General features: G+C 60.8%; 13 protein-coding genes and 1 tRNA gene. 2 read left to right on the forward strand and 12 right to left on the reverse strand.

The features are described 5' to 3' along the window. The first annotated feature begins 5 nt into the window (after positions 1–5). Positions 6–761 carry a YMGG-like glycine zipper-containing protein gene (locus ACYQ2T_RS06760; RefSeq protein ID WP_459899500.1) on the forward strand — a complete coding sequence of 252 codons (756 nt, stop codon included), beginning with the start codon at positions 6–8 and terminating at the stop codon, positions 759–761. A gap of 462 nt (positions 762–1,223) precedes the next feature. Here the strand turns inward: ACYQ2T_RS06760 and ACYQ2T_RS06765 are convergent, their stop codons facing one another. The 12 genes from ACYQ2T_RS06765 to ACYQ2T_RS06820 all read right to left on the reverse strand — a co-directional run bounded on the left by ACYQ2T_RS06765 (position 1,224) and on the right by ACYQ2T_RS06820 (position 14,036). Beyond that, positions 1,224–2,858: a glutamate synthase-related protein gene (locus ACYQ2T_RS06765; RefSeq protein WP_459899502.1), complete on the reverse strand. Its 1,635-nt coding sequence runs from the start codon at positions 2,856–2,858 to the stop codon at positions 1,224–1,226. 460 nt (positions 2,859–3,318) lie between these two features. Further along, on the reverse strand, positions 3,319–5,577 hold the full coding sequence (gene pnp / locus ACYQ2T_RS06770; protein ID WP_459899504.1) for a polyribonucleotide nucleotidyltransferase: 2,259 nt from the start codon (positions 5,575–5,577) through the stop codon (positions 3,319–3,321). Between the two features lie 189 nt (positions 5,578–5,766). Further along, positions 5,767–6,036 (reverse strand): 30S ribosomal protein S15, encoded by a 270-nt coding sequence (gene rpsO / locus ACYQ2T_RS06775; RefSeq protein ID WP_459899506.1) that lies wholly within the window; start codon positions 6,034–6,036, stop codon positions 5,767–5,769. A 61-nt stretch (positions 6,037–6,097) separates the two neighbouring features. Beyond that, the gene (gene truB / locus ACYQ2T_RS06780) at positions 6,098–7,030 is read right to left on the reverse strand and encodes a tRNA pseudouridine(55) synthase TruB (protein ID WP_459899508.1); all 933 of its coding nucleotides are present in this window, start codon (positions 7,028–7,030) and stop codon (positions 6,098–6,100) included. Between the two features lie 12 nt (positions 7,031–7,042). Continuing rightward, complete coding sequence (locus tag ACYQ2T_RS06785) at positions 7,043–8,011, reverse strand: DHH family phosphoesterase (protein WP_459899509.1); 969 nt, start codon at positions 8,009–8,011, stop codon at positions 7,043–7,045. Continuing rightward, positions 7,986–8,327, reverse strand: coding sequence for a 30S ribosome-binding factor RbfA (gene rbfA, locus ACYQ2T_RS06790; protein WP_459899511.1), 342 nt, complete (start codon positions 8,325–8,327; stop codon positions 7,986–7,988). Before rbfA ends, ACYQ2T_RS06785 begins: the two co-directional genes overlap by 26 nt. A gap of 8 nt (positions 8,328–8,335) precedes the next feature. Then, complete coding sequence (locus ACYQ2T_RS06795; protein WP_404844689.1) at positions 8,336–8,647, reverse strand: DUF503 domain-containing protein; 312 nt, start codon at positions 8,645–8,647, stop codon at positions 8,336–8,338. Positions 8,648–8,674: 27 nt separating this feature from the next. Further along, positions 8,675–11,740 (reverse strand): translation initiation factor IF-2, encoded by a 3,066-nt coding sequence (gene infB / locus ACYQ2T_RS06800; protein ID WP_459899513.1) that lies wholly within the window; start codon positions 11,738–11,740, stop codon positions 8,675–8,677. Continuing rightward, positions 11,718–11,996, reverse strand: coding sequence for a YlxR family protein (locus ACYQ2T_RS06805; protein WP_404844691.1), 279 nt, complete (start codon positions 11,994–11,996; stop codon positions 11,718–11,720). The genes infB and ACYQ2T_RS06805 overlap by 23 nt, the downstream gene beginning before the upstream one ends. A 14-nt stretch (positions 11,997–12,010) precedes the next feature. Continuing rightward, positions 12,011–13,354, reverse strand: coding sequence for a transcription termination factor NusA (gene nusA / locus ACYQ2T_RS06810; protein WP_459899515.1), 1,344 nt, complete (start codon positions 13,352–13,354; stop codon positions 12,011–12,013). 36 nt (positions 13,355–13,390) lie between these two features. Continuing rightward, on the reverse strand, positions 13,391–13,879 hold the full coding sequence (locus tag ACYQ2T_RS06815) for a ribosome maturation factor RimP (protein ID WP_404844693.1): 489 nt from the start codon (positions 13,877–13,879) through the stop codon (positions 13,391–13,393). An 81-nt stretch (positions 13,880–13,960) separates the two neighbouring features. Further along, positions 13,961–14,036: transfer RNA gene (locus tag ACYQ2T_RS06820), tRNA-Gly, on the reverse strand. 331 nt (positions 14,037–14,367) lie between these two features. Between ACYQ2T_RS06820 and flgF the strand changes: the two genes are divergently transcribed. Then, a complete protein-coding gene (gene flgF / locus ACYQ2T_RS06825; RefSeq protein ID WP_459899517.1) occupies positions 14,368–15,144 on the forward strand; it encodes a flagellar basal-body rod protein FlgF in 777 nt (258 codons plus the stop codon). Positions 15,145–15,147: the final 3 nt, after the last annotated feature.

Consider the following 15,147-nt stretch of genomic DNA (forward strand, 5'->3'; position numbering starts at 1 on the left):
TGACCATGATTTCTGCTTTGCGGCCGGGGGCGGCGAAGATTCTGCTTCTGGTGCTTGCGTTTACTCTTGTGGTGGGCTGCCAGCCCACAAAGCCTTTGCCCCAGCCCCGCCGGGTTGTGAATCCGGCCACGGTTTCCGGCGCGGTGACCACGCCAAAGTGGGATATCGCCGCCGTTGCTTACGAGCATTTTGGGCAGGGCATGGACTATGCCGATGCCGGCTTGGCCCCGGTGTTCCTCGTTTTTCATAATAAGGGCGACGCCAGCCCCGTGGTGCGCGTGGAAGAAACGCGCGGCAAGGGTGTGGACGGCGAGTACCTTGCCTACAACCATGAAGAGGCCACACGCCTCGTCTTCGCCTCCGAAACCTTCTCCAATACGGCGTCCAACGCGGGCAAGACCGCGGCGCTTGGCTCCTTCCTTGGTGCCGGGCTTGGCGCGCTTCTCGGCACCATTGGTGGTGGCGACAATATCTGGAAGGGCGCGGCCATTGGCGCGGCAGGCGGCGCACTGGTCGGCGGCGCTGGGGGCGTGTACGCGTCCTCCGAACGCGACCTCAAGCGCGTTATCCGCCGCGAATTGGACCAGTACGGCTGGAATGATGAGCCGGTCCCGGCGGACTACACCCGCGTGGGATATCTCTACTTCCCGGCGGAACGCCAGATTAACGCCGTGCGCCTCATCGTGCGTGATGGCGGGAGCATCCATTCCTACACGGTGCCCGTCGCGGCCACTGAAATGGGCGGGAAGGACGGCAAATAGTCGCGGACTCCCTCAGTATTTGAAACGCCTCCAGAGCGCGGTGGTCAGTTATGACCGCCGCGCTTTTTTGTGCGCAGGACGGGCGGGGGGATGGATGCCCTGCTCTTTGCGCCGGAGCGTAAAGGGTCAGAATGTCGGATGGGGGGGCATAGGGCGAGACTGCGGCTTTCGGAAATGAGGTGGCTGTGCGGGCGGCGCGCGGGCCTCAGATTGACACACGAAATCATGACGCAATGTGCGACGTGGTGTGGGCTGAAACGTCATCGCGCTTCAGCGTTTGGGCTTGGTGTCCGTAGGGGAGTGGGGCGGCCTGAGGCCGGTGACGGGGGAGGTGTCGCAGTATGGCGGCTGGACGGTACAGGAGGAGGACATTCTGTTGACCGTAGGCGTACAGACAAAAAAGCGCCCCGCAGATAAAGTCTGCGGGGCGCTTTATGGATTGCGCCGGGATGTGCGGGCGGCCTAGCTGTTAAGGATGCGCTTGGCCATCTCGTCCTGCACGTCGGTGATGAAGGGGACACCCGTTTCGCGTTCGGTCTCGCGGTTGGCGGAGGCGATGTCGCCGCGGGTGATTTCGTCAAGGGCGAACTTGCGGGAACCGGCCAGCAGCTGCTGGAGTCCGGCGGACAGCTTGTCCACGAGGCCCCACATGGCGACTGCGCCGTAGGGGATGTTCTGCATTTCTTCCTTGCCCACCTTCTGCGCCACGTCGTGGTAGCCCGCGAAGATTTCCTCTGCGGTGGAGCCGAGGTCGCTGACCGTGGAGGGCAGCTTGTCCCAGTTACCACACACGGCTTCGCGGCGCTCGGGGCGCAGTACGCCCTCGATGTTGGAGCCGAGGAAGCCCGGAATCATCATGGCGCGGCCCATGCACACCATCTTGGTGTACGGCGCGCCAAGGGCGAGGGCCTTGAAGATGTTGGAGCACTTGGCAAAGCCGCCGGCAAAGCTCATGTCCACAACCTTGTGGCCCTTGGCCGCGAGGATAGAGGCATATTCGTGCGCTTTGGCGTGCAGCAGGATGGAGGGGACGCCCCACGATTCCATCATGTTCCACGGGCTCATGCCCGTGCCGCCGCCGGAACCGTCCATGGTCAGCAGGTCCAGCTTGGCTTCCGTGGCGAACTTGATGGCCATGGCGAGGCCTTCCATACCGTAGGAGCCAGTCTTGAGCGTGATGCGCTTGAAGCCCAGCTTGCGCAGGTATTCCACGGTGTGCATGAACTCTTCATGCACCTGCTCATAGCTGTTGAGGTGCGTGTAGCCAAGGCGGCTGTGGCGGGCAAAGGAGTGGATGGAGCCGCTCTTGAAGGCTTCCTGCACTTCGGGGCGCTCGGGATCTGGGTCCACGAGGTAGCCGCGCTGCTTGAGGAAGCGGGCGTACTCAAGGCTGGTGACTTCAATCTCGCCGCCGATGTTCTTTGCGCCCTGACCCCACTTGAGCTCCACAACAACTTTGTTGCCGTACTTCTCGGCGAGGTACTCGGCCACGCCGTTGCGGGCGTCCTCAACGTTGAGCTGCACGATGATGGCGCCGTAGCCGTCGTAGTAGCGCAGGTAGGTGTCGATGCGGCGTTCCAGCTCGGGGGCGCTGGTGATGCGGCCGTCCTTCAGCTGGGAGGCGCGGTCCACGCCCACAACGTTTTCGCCCACAACAATGGGAATACCGACAAGGGCGCAACCGATGGCAAAGCTGTCCCAGTATTTGGCGGCGATAAAGGTGGAGCCGAGAGCGCCCGTCATGAAGGGCACGCGGGACGTGGTCTTTACCTCGTTGCCGAAGGTCGTCTCCAGAGAGACGTCCGTGAACAGACAGTCGCCACACGCAGCCTTGTCGCCGCCGGCAGCGGCGCCATAGTTGGTGCCCTGAACGCGCAGCGAGTTGTAGGACACGCCAACGTGGGTGGTGTTGCCGCTGCCGGCGGTTACCACGCCGAAGTCGCGCGGGTAAAGCGTCTGGCGCCCCTTTAGGCTGGACAGCCACGTTTCGCACTTGCCCTTGCAGTCCGCGCGGCACAGCGTGCACAGACCGGACTCGATGGCGTTGCCACGGTTGACAGAGCCAAGAACATCATTGTTTTTCGACCACTGCGTCATATCAGCTCCATGAAATGCTTAAATTCTGATCAGATGAGTGTATCCGCGCCGTATGGCGGCGCTGCTTCCCTATGCCTTGCGCAATTCCCCTAGAATGTTGCGAATTCCAGTGAGTAATCGCTTTTGCCCAAGGCGTCAATCCGGTGCACAGCATGGCGGTGCGGCGTGGCGCACTTTTTCGTGTTTTGGCAAAAATGGCATTTGGGGCGATGGAGAGAGATAAAAATGGGCATATGCGCATGAGGGGCACTGATGCGGCGCGTGCGGCGTTTTGGCTGTTTGGTGATGCGTGGGCAGGGGAGTCGGCGAAAAAGGCGTGAGGCGACGGCATGTTGCGGGCGAATTTTCGCCGCTGCGGGCGTTTGTGCCGTGGAACGGGGAAAGGGTCACGTTTAAGAAAAAGGGCCGTCTGCGCGTAGATGCGCAGACGGCCCCATTCAATCAGCGTTGTCGGCTGGAATTAGCGGCGTCCGCCGCGTCCTCCACCACCGTTACGTCCACCACGGTCTCCACCGCGGCCGCCTCGGCGGTCACGGTCACCACCGCGACGGTCACCGCCACCACGGGGCTTGTTGGACTTGGTGAAGTCGGCGAGGTCAACGGTCTGACCAGCTTCTTCCATCAGCACGGCCTTGCGGGACAGGCGGACACGGCCGGAAGGCTCAACTTCCAGAACCTTAACCTTGACGGTGTCGCCAAGGCTGACCACGTCGCTGGGCTGCTCAACGCGCTGGATGTCCAGCTGGGACACGTGCACGAGGCCGTCCAGACCGGGAAGGATTTCCACGATGGCGCCGCAGTCGATGACGCGGGTCACGCGGCCTTCATAGTCTTTGCCCACTTCGGCGGTCTGGTCATGGTACTGGACCATTTCCCGGGCGCGTTCGAGGGATTCCTTGGTCGGGGCGAAGATGAACACGCGGCCGTCGTCTTCGATGTCGATGTCAGCGCCGGTGTCGGCGGTGATGGCCTTAATGTTCTTGCCGCCGGGTCCGATAACGGAACGGATCTTGTCCGGGTGCACCGTAACAATTTCCAGCTGCGGAGCGTACTCGGAAACCTCGTCGCGGGGCGCTTCGATGACCTGGTCCATCTGGTCCAGGATGTGAACGCGGCCGGCCTTGGCCTGACCAAGAGCGTCGCGCAGCACCTGAGAGGGAATGCCGGAGATTTTGATGTCCATCTGGATGGCGGTCACGCCCTCGCGGGAGCCGGCCACCTTGAAGTCCATATCGCCGAGGGCGTCCTCGTCACCGAGAATGTCGGTAAGCACGAGGTAGTCGTCCTCTTCCTTGATAAGGCCCATGGCCACGCCAGCGATGGAGGTCTTCACCGGAATACCGGCGTCCATCAGAGCGAGGGAGGAACCGCACACCGACGCCATGGAGGAGGAACCGTTGGATTCCATAATCTCGGACACGACGCGGATGGTGAAGGGGAACTCGTCGTCCTTGGGCAGAATCGGAGCAATGGCGCGCTCGGCGAGGGTGCCATGGCCGATTTCGCGGCGGGAGGGGCCACGCAGGAAGCGGGCTTCACCCACGCAGTAGGGCGGGAAGTTGTAATGCAGCATGAAGCGCTTCACGCAGTCGCCTACGAGGGAGTCCATGCGCTGCTCATCACGGGAGCTACCCATGGTCGCGGTGACCATGGCCTGCGTTTCACCGCGGGAGAACAGGGAGGAGCCGTGGGTGCGGGGCAGAAGGCCAACCTCAATACCGATGGGGCGGACCGTGGTCAGGTCGCGGCCGTCGATACGGGTCTTTTCTTCCTTGATGCGGCCACGCACGATGCGCTTGGTGATGTCCTTGAGGACGTCGCCGAGGCACTTGGTGCGTTCCGGCGCTTCGGCGAAGCGCTCAGCAAGGGCTTCCTTCACTTCGTCCTTGATGGCGTCCTTGGCGGCGTAGCGCTCAAGCTTTTCAGGGATGAAGAGGGCTTCCTGCAGCTTCGGCGTGGCAATCTCTTCGATGGCCGCGCGGACTTCGGCGTCCTGCTCGGGAGTAGCGACTTCCAGCTTGGGCTGGCCGCAGGCTTCGCGCAGGGCGTCCTGCGCGTCCAGCAGGGGCTGCATCTGCTGGTGACCCCATTCAATGGCGTCGGCAATAAGGGTTTCGGGGGCGAACTGCGCGGAACCTTCAACCATGACAACGGCGTCACGGCTGCCGGCCATCACGAGGTTCAGTTCGCTCTGTTCAATCTGCGCGTAGGTGGGATTGAACACGAATTCCTTGTTGATGTAGCCAATGCGGCCACCGGCGATGGGGCCCATGAAGGGAATCTTGGAGGTGTGCAGAGCGGCGGACGCGCCAGTGATGGCGAGAACGTCGGGATCGTGCACATCGTCAGCGGAGTGCACCTGAGCGATGATCTGCACCTCGTCGCGGAATCCTTCGGGGAACAGCGGACGGCAGGGGCGGTCGATCAGGCGGCAGACGAGAACTTCGCGCTCGCTGGGGCGGCCCACTTCGCGGCGGAAGAAGCTGCCGGGAATGCGGCCGGCGGCGTAGGCGAGTTCTTTGTATTCAACGGTAAGGGGGAAGAAGCCCTTGTCTTCGGGCAGTTTCTGGGTCACGGCCGTCACGAGGACGACGGTGCCACCGCACTGGACCCAAACGGAACCATGGGCCTGCTTAGCAAGCTTGCCGGTTTCGAAAGAGATCTCGTTGCCGCCAATGATGGCGGATTTGCGGGTGGGAGTGAAAGTCAGTGTACTCATGTAATAGATACCTCTTGATAATGTTTCGGCCTTGTACCCTTACAAGACCGTATCCCCCGAGGTACGAGTAACGCTGCAAAGTTGTAAGAATAGGGCGTTGCGGAGAAGGGTCGCCCCATTGTCGCAACCTCGCAGCTGTTTACACGCTTCGGGGGTGGGGGAGGCCCGAAGGCCTCCCAACCATGATTGCTACTTACGCAGACCCAGACGTGCGATGAGGTCCCTGTAGCGCTGAACGTCATTCTTCTTGAGGTAGTTCAGCAGTTTCCGGCGCTGACCAACCAGCTTCAGCAGACCCGTACGAGAATGGAAATCCTTCTTGTGGGTCTTGAAGTGTTCGGTGAGGTACTGGATGCGGGACGTCAGCAGAGCGACCTGAACCTCGGGGGAACCGGTGTCGCCTTCGTGCTGCTTGTACTCTTCGATGATCTGAGCCTTGACTTCGGGTGTCATAACCACAGCGATATCCTCCAAAAATGGGGGTTGTGTCCGCTATATGCGGGGGTGCGGCTTCGCAGTGCTACCAAAGGCCGCGGAGTATTGACCAAAGAACCATCCCGTCGCGCTCCTTGGCTTCCACGAGCGCCAGAGGCGTCTCGTCTGGGCCAATGAGCATGGCGAGCGTGCCGGGCAGGGCTGGCTGGTCCTGTTCGCCAACTGACGTCACAGGCAGCCATGTACCGTTTTGCACCTGCGCCGCTTGCGCCTCAGAGAGGTGCAGGGCGGGCCAGTGCGGCAGGGCATCCCGCATGGGGATAACCCGCTCGGCCAGCAATTCCGGATGCTCGACAAGGTCGTCCAAATCGAACGCCTGATCAAGCCCGAACGGATGGCAATTCTCCCGAATCAACTCTGTCAGCACTGCTCCGGAGCCGAGTCGAATCCCCAAGCTGTGGACCAGGGACCGCACGTAGGTTCCGGCGGAGCAGCTGACTCGGAAGCGCGCCCACGGCAGGTCCATTTCCAGAACCTCGGCGTGGGAAATATGTATGGGCTTCGTCTTGATGGGGACTTCCTTCCCTTCCCGGGCAAGGGCGTACAGGGGCTTGCCCTGATGCTTGGCCGCGGAGACGGGCGGAACGTCCTGCGTTTCAAGATTCAACCACGAAAGAACACCCTCTTCTACCTTTTCAGGGGAGAGATGGTCAAATGGCAATTCTTCAACAATTGTGCCTTCGGCATCGTATGTATCGGTTTTTTGCCCAAGACGAAACTGTCCTGAATACGTTTTGACGCCATTTGTCAAGTATGACGCCAGCTTGGTGCCGTGCCCGAGGAGCACGAGCAGAACGCCCTGCGCCATGGGGTCAAGGGTACCGGCGTGGCCGATGCGGCCTTGGTCCAGCTTGCGGCGGATGATATTCAGGCAGTGGGCCGATGTGGGGCCGGACGGCTTGTTCAGAACAAGAATTCCGTCGTGCTGATTTTTACTGCGTTTTCTTTTTTTGCCCATGTATGTGCGGTGCTACTTGCAGGAAAGATAGTCTCGGGTGGCGTCGAGGACGATGCGTTCGGCCTCGTCGATGGGGGCCTTGATGAGCGCGCCAGCGGCGTTTTTGTGCCCGCCGCCGCCAAGGGTGCTGGCAATGGCCTGCACATTGACAAGGCCGGAGGAGCGGAAGCTGATCTTGGTCTGCGTCGGGCCGTCCTCACGCAGGCTGATGGCTGCTTTGACGCCTTTGATGCGCCGCACGTAATTCACCAGCCCGTCGGTGTCCTCGCTGGAGGTGCCGGTTTCTTCAAGCATGGCTTCCGTGATGCGGATGGTGCCGATGGTGCCGTCCAGATGCACACTTGCCGCGCCAAAAACGCGCGACCACAACTGCATGCGCCCAAGGGACCACTGGTTCAGAAACCGGGCGTTGAAGAACTCCGGATCAAGGCCTTCGCGCAGGATGTCCGCGGCCAGCATCATGGTGTCCGGCGAGGTGTTGCCGTAGCTGAAGTAGCCTGTATCCGTGACAAGGGCAAGGTAGATGCCTTCGCCAAGCCCGCCGCTGAGCGGAATGTCCAAATCCTGAGCAAGGTTCGCCACCATTTCGCCAACGGACGAGAAGGACGGGTCCACCCAGTTCACTTCGGCATATTCGGGATTGCCAAGGTGATGGTCGATGCAGACCGTTCCACGGCGCGTAAAGCGCGCGGCCAATGCGTCGCCAAGGCGGTGCAGGTCGCCGCTGTCCAGCGCGATGACCCACTGGGGCAACTCGCCCGGCAGTTCGGTGACGACCGGGACGGGCGTGTCCAGCCAAGCGAATTGGTCGGGCATGCCGGAGGCATTGTAGATGGTGACGGATTTGCCGAGGCGGGTCAGCAGATGCGCGAGAGCGACGGACGAGCCCATGGCGTCGCCGTCGGGGCTGGTGTGCGCCGCAATGAGAAAGCTCTCACCACTGGCGAGGATGTCTTTAATCGTCGTTCTGGGGGTGGTCATAGACCATATCCTCCAGATATTCGTCGTAAACGAAGCGGATTTTGGGCAGATACTTGTTCCTCAGGCGCTTGCCGAGGAGGGAGCGGATGTGGCCGGTTGCCTTGTCCAGAGCGAGCGCCGCGGCTTCGCGGTCCTCGTCAGAGCCGTAGGAGGTGTAGAGTACCTCGGCGATGGACAGGTCCTTGTTCATCCGCACGCCGCTTACGGTGACCATCTCCGTACGGGGGTCGCCGATTTCCTGCGTGATGATGGTAGCCACCTCGCGCATGATTTGGTCGCCCAGTCTATGGGCTCTGCGGGAATTGGAACGTTGCATGATGTATCCTAGAAAAGCGTGTCCGGGTCTTCGCCGGCGCTGAAAATTTCCATCTGGCTGTCAACCAGTTCTTCACTGGTCACATCCTGAACCATCTCCAGGATTTTCGCCAGCCGACTTTCTGTGTGCCGAGCACTTGTCGAGACAGTGACCACGCCCAGGACAAGCCGGTGATGGTTGTCCTGGGCGTGTATCTCACTTACCGCTGCATTGAAGCGGTGTCGTATCTTGTCTTTCAAACTGACGGCAACGCGTCGTTTTCCCTTGAGGGAGCGGTTGCCGTGCAGTCTGAATGTGAGGGTGAGAGTACCAATGTGCATGGTGAACCCTCAGCCTTGCGGCCGTGGCTAGTCGTCGAGCGTTGCTGCGACTTCCACTTCCTCGAAGGCTTCGATGACGTCGCCGACCTTGATGTCGTTGAAGTTCTCAAGACCGCCGCCGCATTCGTAGCCCTTACGCACTTCCTTGACGTCGTCCTTGAAGCGCTTCAGGGAGTTGAGCTTGCCGGTGTAGATAACCACACCGTCGCGCAGCAGGCGGATGCCAGCGTTGCGGCGCAGCTCGCCGTCCACGACGAAGCAACCGGCTACGGTGCCGACCTTCGGGATGCCGAAGGTCTCGCGGACTTCGGCCTGACCGAGGTACTTCTCGGTGATGACAGGCGCGAGCATGCCGGTCATGGCGTCCTTGATGTCGCTGACGAGCTTGTAGATGATGTCGTAGAAACGGATTTCCACGTTCTCCAAGTCGGCAACGTCTTTGATTTTTGCCGTGGGGCGCACGTTGAAGCCGATGATGATGGCCTGCGATGCGGCGGCCAACAGGATGTCGGATTCCGTGATGGCACCGGCGGCGCTGTGCACAACATCGACCTTCACCTTGTCGGTGGAGAGCTTGAGCACGGCTTCGGTAATGGCTTCCAGGGAGCCCTGCACGTCGGCCTTGAGCACGAGGTTCAGGGTCTGCACGTCCGCGTTGGGGCGGGAGGCGAGGAAGCTTTCCAGCGTCACCTTGGACTCGCGGGCAAGGGCGCGTTCGCGTTCCTTGATCTGGCGGTCGCTGGCGATGCGGCGTGCAACCTTATCGTCCTCAACACAGATGAACTCGTCACCGGCTTCCGGCACACCGTCAAAGCCCTGAACTTCCACAGGGATGGACGGACCAGCCATCTTGATCTTTTTGCCCTTGTCATTGTGCATGGCACGGACGCGGCCGTTGTGGGTGCCGCAGACAAAGGCGTCGCCCTGATTCAGGGTACCGCCCTGGATGAGCACGGTGGCGACAGCGCCACGGCCCTTGTCCAGACGTGCTTCGACAACGTGGCCGACAGCGCGCTTGTCCGGGTTGGCCTTGAGTTCCAGGAACTCGGCCTGCAGCAGAACCATTTCGAGCAGAGTGTCGAGGTTCATGCCGGTCTTGGCAGACACGTTCACAAAGATGGTGTCGCCGCCCCAGTCTTCAGGAACCAAGCCGTGGTCGGCCAGTTCGCGCAGAGCGCGTTCGGGGTTGGCTTCTTCCTTATCCATCTTGTTGACGGCCACGATGATGGGCACGCCAGCAGCCTTGGAGTGGTTGATGGCCTCGCGGGTCTGGTCCATGACGCCGTCGTCGGCGGCCACAACCAGAATGACGATGTCCGTCACCTGAGCGCCGCGGGCACGCATGGCGGTAAACGCTTCGTGACCGGGGGTGTCGAGGAAGACAACCTTGCCGCGGTCGGTTTCCACGTCGTACGCGCCGATGTGCTGGGTGATGCCGCCAGCCTCTCCAGTGGTGATCTTGGACTTGCGGATGGCGTCCAGCAGAGACGTTTTACCGTGGTCAACGTGGCCCATGATGGTCACGACAGGAGCGCGCGGCTTGAGGGTCTCGGGGCTATCCGCTTCTTCGGGCGCGAGGTATTCGGCCTCGGAGAAGCCGACCTTTTCCATCTCGTAGCCGAATTCGGCGGCAACGAGGGTTGCGGTCTCGAAGTCCAGGGACTGGTTGATGGTCGCCATCACGCCGAGGTCGAAGAGCACCTTGATAAGCGCCTGAGCCTTGGTGCCCATCTGCTTGGCGAGGTCGGACAGACGGATGGCTTCCTCCATCTTGACCTTACGCTTTGCGGCCTTGATGGGCTGCGTGCTGACCTGATGCTGCGAAGCATCTGCGCCACCGCGGCCTTTCTTCTTGCGGTTGCGCTTCTGGAAGCCGAAGTGATCCTCGTTGGACTTCTTGGAGAAGTCGACAACGCGCTTGTCCTTCTTCTTCTTGTTGCGGCGCTGCTGTTCACTCGTGGGCGGCGTTGCGGGGGCACCACCGGGCGTAAAGCCGGGCGCGCCGGGACGACCACCACCGGGACGGGGAGCACCGCCGCCGGGACGGCCAGCGCCGCCACCGGGACGTCCACCACCGGGACGGCCAGCGCCGCCGCCGGGGCGTCCACCGGCAGGACGACCGGGTCCACCGGGACGACCGCCGGGGCGGTTGTCACCAGCAGGGCGACCGTTTCTGCGGGAGTCGCCGCCAGCCGGGCGCGTGGGCGCGGGGCGTGCGGGCTGCGCATTGGGGTCAGGACGGGAAATAACGCGGACCTTGGGCGCTACGGGAGCGTCCTTCTTTTTGGTCTTCTTCTTTTTCTTGCCCTTTTTGTCGTCGTCAGCGGCAGCCTTGTCGTCGCTCTTGGCCGTTTTGGCCTCGGGCTTTTCGGAATCCTTGGCCTTGTCGGCGGATTCAGCGGGCGCTTTGTCTGCGGGCTGTGCGGCTTCGGCGTCCTTTTTGGGGGCCTTGGCTTTGGCGGCTGCGCCAGCCTTTGCGTCTTTACCTTCAGCCTTCTTTTCTTCGGCTTCGGGCGCGGCGGTGGCGGGGGCTGCCTTAACGGCGTCGGGGGTCTTCACGGCTTCGGATGCGGGCTTTTTCTCTTCTACGATCACTTCGGGCTCAGGGGTTTTTTCTTTCTTGGGCTTGATGACTTTGACCTTCGGCTCGGATTTCTTGGCGGGTTTGGCAGGCTTAGCCTTGGCCGCGGTCTTGGGCTTTTCGGCGGGCTCTTCAGTGGCTTCGGGAGCGTCGGCAGATTCGGAATCGGCCTGTGGCGCTTTGGCCGAGTCGTCAGCGCCTTCGGGCGCTGCGGCCTGCTTGGGAGCCTCTTCGGAAGCCTTCTCTTCCGTTGCCTCGGCGGGCTTATCGGTCTCTTTGACCTTTTTTCTGCGTCGGCGAACGACCATACCGGGCTGTACTTCCTTCCGAACCACCTCACCGGATGCGGACGTATCCTGCATCTTGGAGCGAACGGTCGCCACCTCGTCGGCGGTCAACGTGCTCATGTGGCTCTTCACTTGGATACCGAGCTCGCGGCATGCGTGCAGCAGATCCTTGTTCGTAACCCCGAGCTCCGTTGATATGTCTTTAACCCGAAATTTTTCTTCCATGTTTAACCCCCTGGCTTTTCTTGCGCCAGCCCTTGTATTTGGGAAACCGCTTGCCGCAGTCTGCATCGGAACAGAGATAATACCCTCGGCCGGGCAGTGTGCCCGTTTCGTCCCGCAAGAGGGCAGGCGTGTCCCCGTCCGAGCGGACATAGCGCGTAAGCTCGTGCTTCGGGAGCCGCCGGCCGCAAATAACGCACCGGCGTACGGGGACATGTCTGTTCCGTGTTTCCATCGTGTTCGATACGGCATCCGTCATCGGACGGACATCCGTTACTCCTCTTCGGGAGTTTCCTCAGTGACTTCGTCACCTTCTGCGGCTGCGACTTCGGCGAACTCTTCCGCCGATACCTCATCTTCTTCGTCGCCCTCGGCTTCATCAGCCTGGAACGAACGCAGCAGGTTGATAGCGGAGCGGACATCACCGATCTGGGATTCGGACAGCGACTCAATGGAGAGCAGGTCTTCATCCTCTGCGGAATCCAGCTTGTCCACGGAATCAAAGCCAGCGGCAAGGAACTCTTCCACGGGGACCTCGGCCACGCTGGCAATCTGCTCCAGGTGCTGGAGCTCTGCGTGGAGGTCGCCGTAGCGGGACTCAGTAAAGATATCGATCTTCCAACCCAAGAGGCGCGCGGCCAGCTTGACGTTCTGCCCCTTGCGGCCAATGGCCAGCGTGAGCTGATCGTCGGGCACGACGACTTCAAGCATGTTCTCTTCCTCATCCACCGTAATGCGGGAGATAACGGCGGGGGAGAGGGCGTTGACAGCGTAGGTTGCTACATCCGGGCTCCACACGACAATGTCGATGCGTTCGCCGCGCAGTTCCTGAACGATGTTCTGGATGCGCGAGCCACGGATGCCGACACATGCGCCCACGGGATCGACGTCCCTGTCGCTGGACTGGACGGCAACCTTGGCGCGGCTGCCCGGATCGCGGGCGACACCGAGAATGCGCACGGTGCCGTCTGCCACTTCGGGCACTTCCCTCTTGAAGAGGGCGGACATGTACTCCGGGCAGGAGCGGGACACGATGACCTGCGGGCCACGGCCCTCGCGGCGTACCTCGGTGAGGTAACACTGCACGCGGTCGCCACGCTTGTAGCGCTCTCTGGGAATCTGCTGGTCCTTGGGCAGAAGGGCTTCCGTTCTGCCAAGGTTGATGATCCAGCCGGCCTTGTCGCGGCGCTGGATGATGCCGCTGATGATTTCGCCGACGCGGTCCTTGTATTCCTCGTAGATGATTTCCTGCTCTGCGTCGCGCATGCGCTGGATGATCACCTGTTTGGCAGACTGGGCGGCGATGCGTCCGAGGTCTTCGACGTTCAGGCGGAAGCCCAGCTCGTCGTCAACCTGCGCACCGGGATCATGTTCCTGTGCGTCTTCGATAGTGATTTCGGTTGCCGGGTCGTTGACCTCTGCGACAACCGCTTTGAACTGATATACTTCGATTTCGCCGGTTTCCTCATTGAGGCTGACTTCGATGTCGATGTCATCGCCGTACTTGCGTACGACGGAGGAGCGAACGGCTTCTTCAAGGGTATCGACGAGCAGGTCGCGGTCGATGCCCTTGTCTTTGCTGATCTGTTCTATGGCTTTTTTCAGTTCCATACTCATGGAAAAACCTCCAAGCTCGGCTTGCCGATTGAAGTCCTAGCCTTTTCTCCCCTTGGCGCCGGGTTCCGGAAACGCATAGCGGAGGTTAGCCTTCTTAATCTCGTCCCAGTTGCACGAGAGTGCATCTGTCCCATCATTAATGGTAATGGTCTGCCCATCGACGGAGACGAGCTTTCCGGTATATCCCTTTTGGCCTTCCAGAGGCTCCAGCAGGGTAACGGACACATCCTGGCCCACGTAGGCAGCCATCTGGTCCGCAGAGAAAAACTTGCGATTCAGTCCCGGCGAGGAGACTTCCAAGGTGTACTTGCCTGGAATGAGGTCTTCCACGTCAAGGGCCACGCTGAGGTCGCGGGAGAGGCGTGCACATTCGGCGATGGTGACGCCGTCGTCTGTTTCAACGTACACGCGCAGGACGGAGCGGTTGTCGTTGCCCGCAAGGTCGATGCCCCACAACCACAGGCCCTGTGCTTCAGCCATGGGCCTGATCAGGTCATCAAGTTCCTGAATCAGATGTGTGTTCATAGTGTGATCTGCCTGAAAAAAAAAGTGGACCGCGAGGTCCACTCGTCTCATTTTGGAATAGATCCGAGGGGTTAGAAGTTCTGGAGCGGGTGACGAGGTTCGAACTCGCGACTCCAAGCTTGGGAAGCTTGTACTCTACCAGCTGAGTTACACCCGCGCCTCGGAACGAGACGAAATACCAAATTGAGGCACCTTGTCAAGCGTCCAGGGTAAAATCCGGTAATTTTTGATTTTGCCTCGCGCAGAAAAAATGCCGGATTCACGGACGGCTTTGCGTGGGCGCAGCCGCCAACACGCAATCAATTACCATAATATAGAACAGGGTTAAACCCTTTTGAAAGAGAAATCCCGTATGAGAATGGTTCTCATGCGGCGGGCTTTGGTGCGCGCCGGCGCAGACGCAGAAAAATGCTGTGGCATACCGAATTCCTTTTGGCGCGGTACTTGCTTCTCTAGGCACAGGAAACTCGCGCCAAGGAGGCGGAAAAATGCAAGACGGTATGTATAGCGCGCTTTTCGGGGCTTTGACCCAAGAGCACCGCATGAACACCATCGCCAATAATTTGGCGAACGTGAACACCACCGGCTACAAACGCGACCGGATGGCCTTTCGTGACGTGTTCGTTCGTTTCGCTCATGACGTGATTCGGGAACCGGTTTTGAACGTCCGTTCCAAGCCGCTTTTCCCGGAACCGGACTATCTGTCAAAAGTCCGCATAGCGGAGTCGCGCATTGATTTTAGTCAGGGGAGTATGAAGAAGTCGGACAACCCGCTGGACCTTGCCATCTCGGGCGAGGGCTTCTTCAAGGTCCGCAACGACAACGGCGACTACTACACTAGAAACGGCCACTTCACCGTGGGGCCGGACGGCATCATCGTCAACGCGGACGGGCATCAGCTCCTCGGCGAGGGCGGCCCCATTGCCGTGCCGCCCAGCACGCGCCTGAGCGTGACGGCGGATGGTCAGATTTTCGCCGACGGCGAGGCGCTGGACGCCATCCAGCTGTCCACGGTCAGCAACCTGACCGCCCTGCGCAAGGTGGGGCAGAACCTTTTCGAAATCCACCCCGACCGTCAGGCCGTTGAAGAACCGGCACTGGAGGCGCAGGTGGCACAGGGCTACCTCGAGGCCCCCAACGTCGAGGTCGTGACCGAAATGGTCAAGATGATCGAAACCCAGCGCTCCTTCGAGGCCTATCAGAAGGTTATCACCACGTCGAAGGAGACGGACTCCAACGCAATCAATAAGGTCGGCAAGGTCTGATCA

This window comes from Desulfobaculum senezii, from assembly GCF_054657395.1.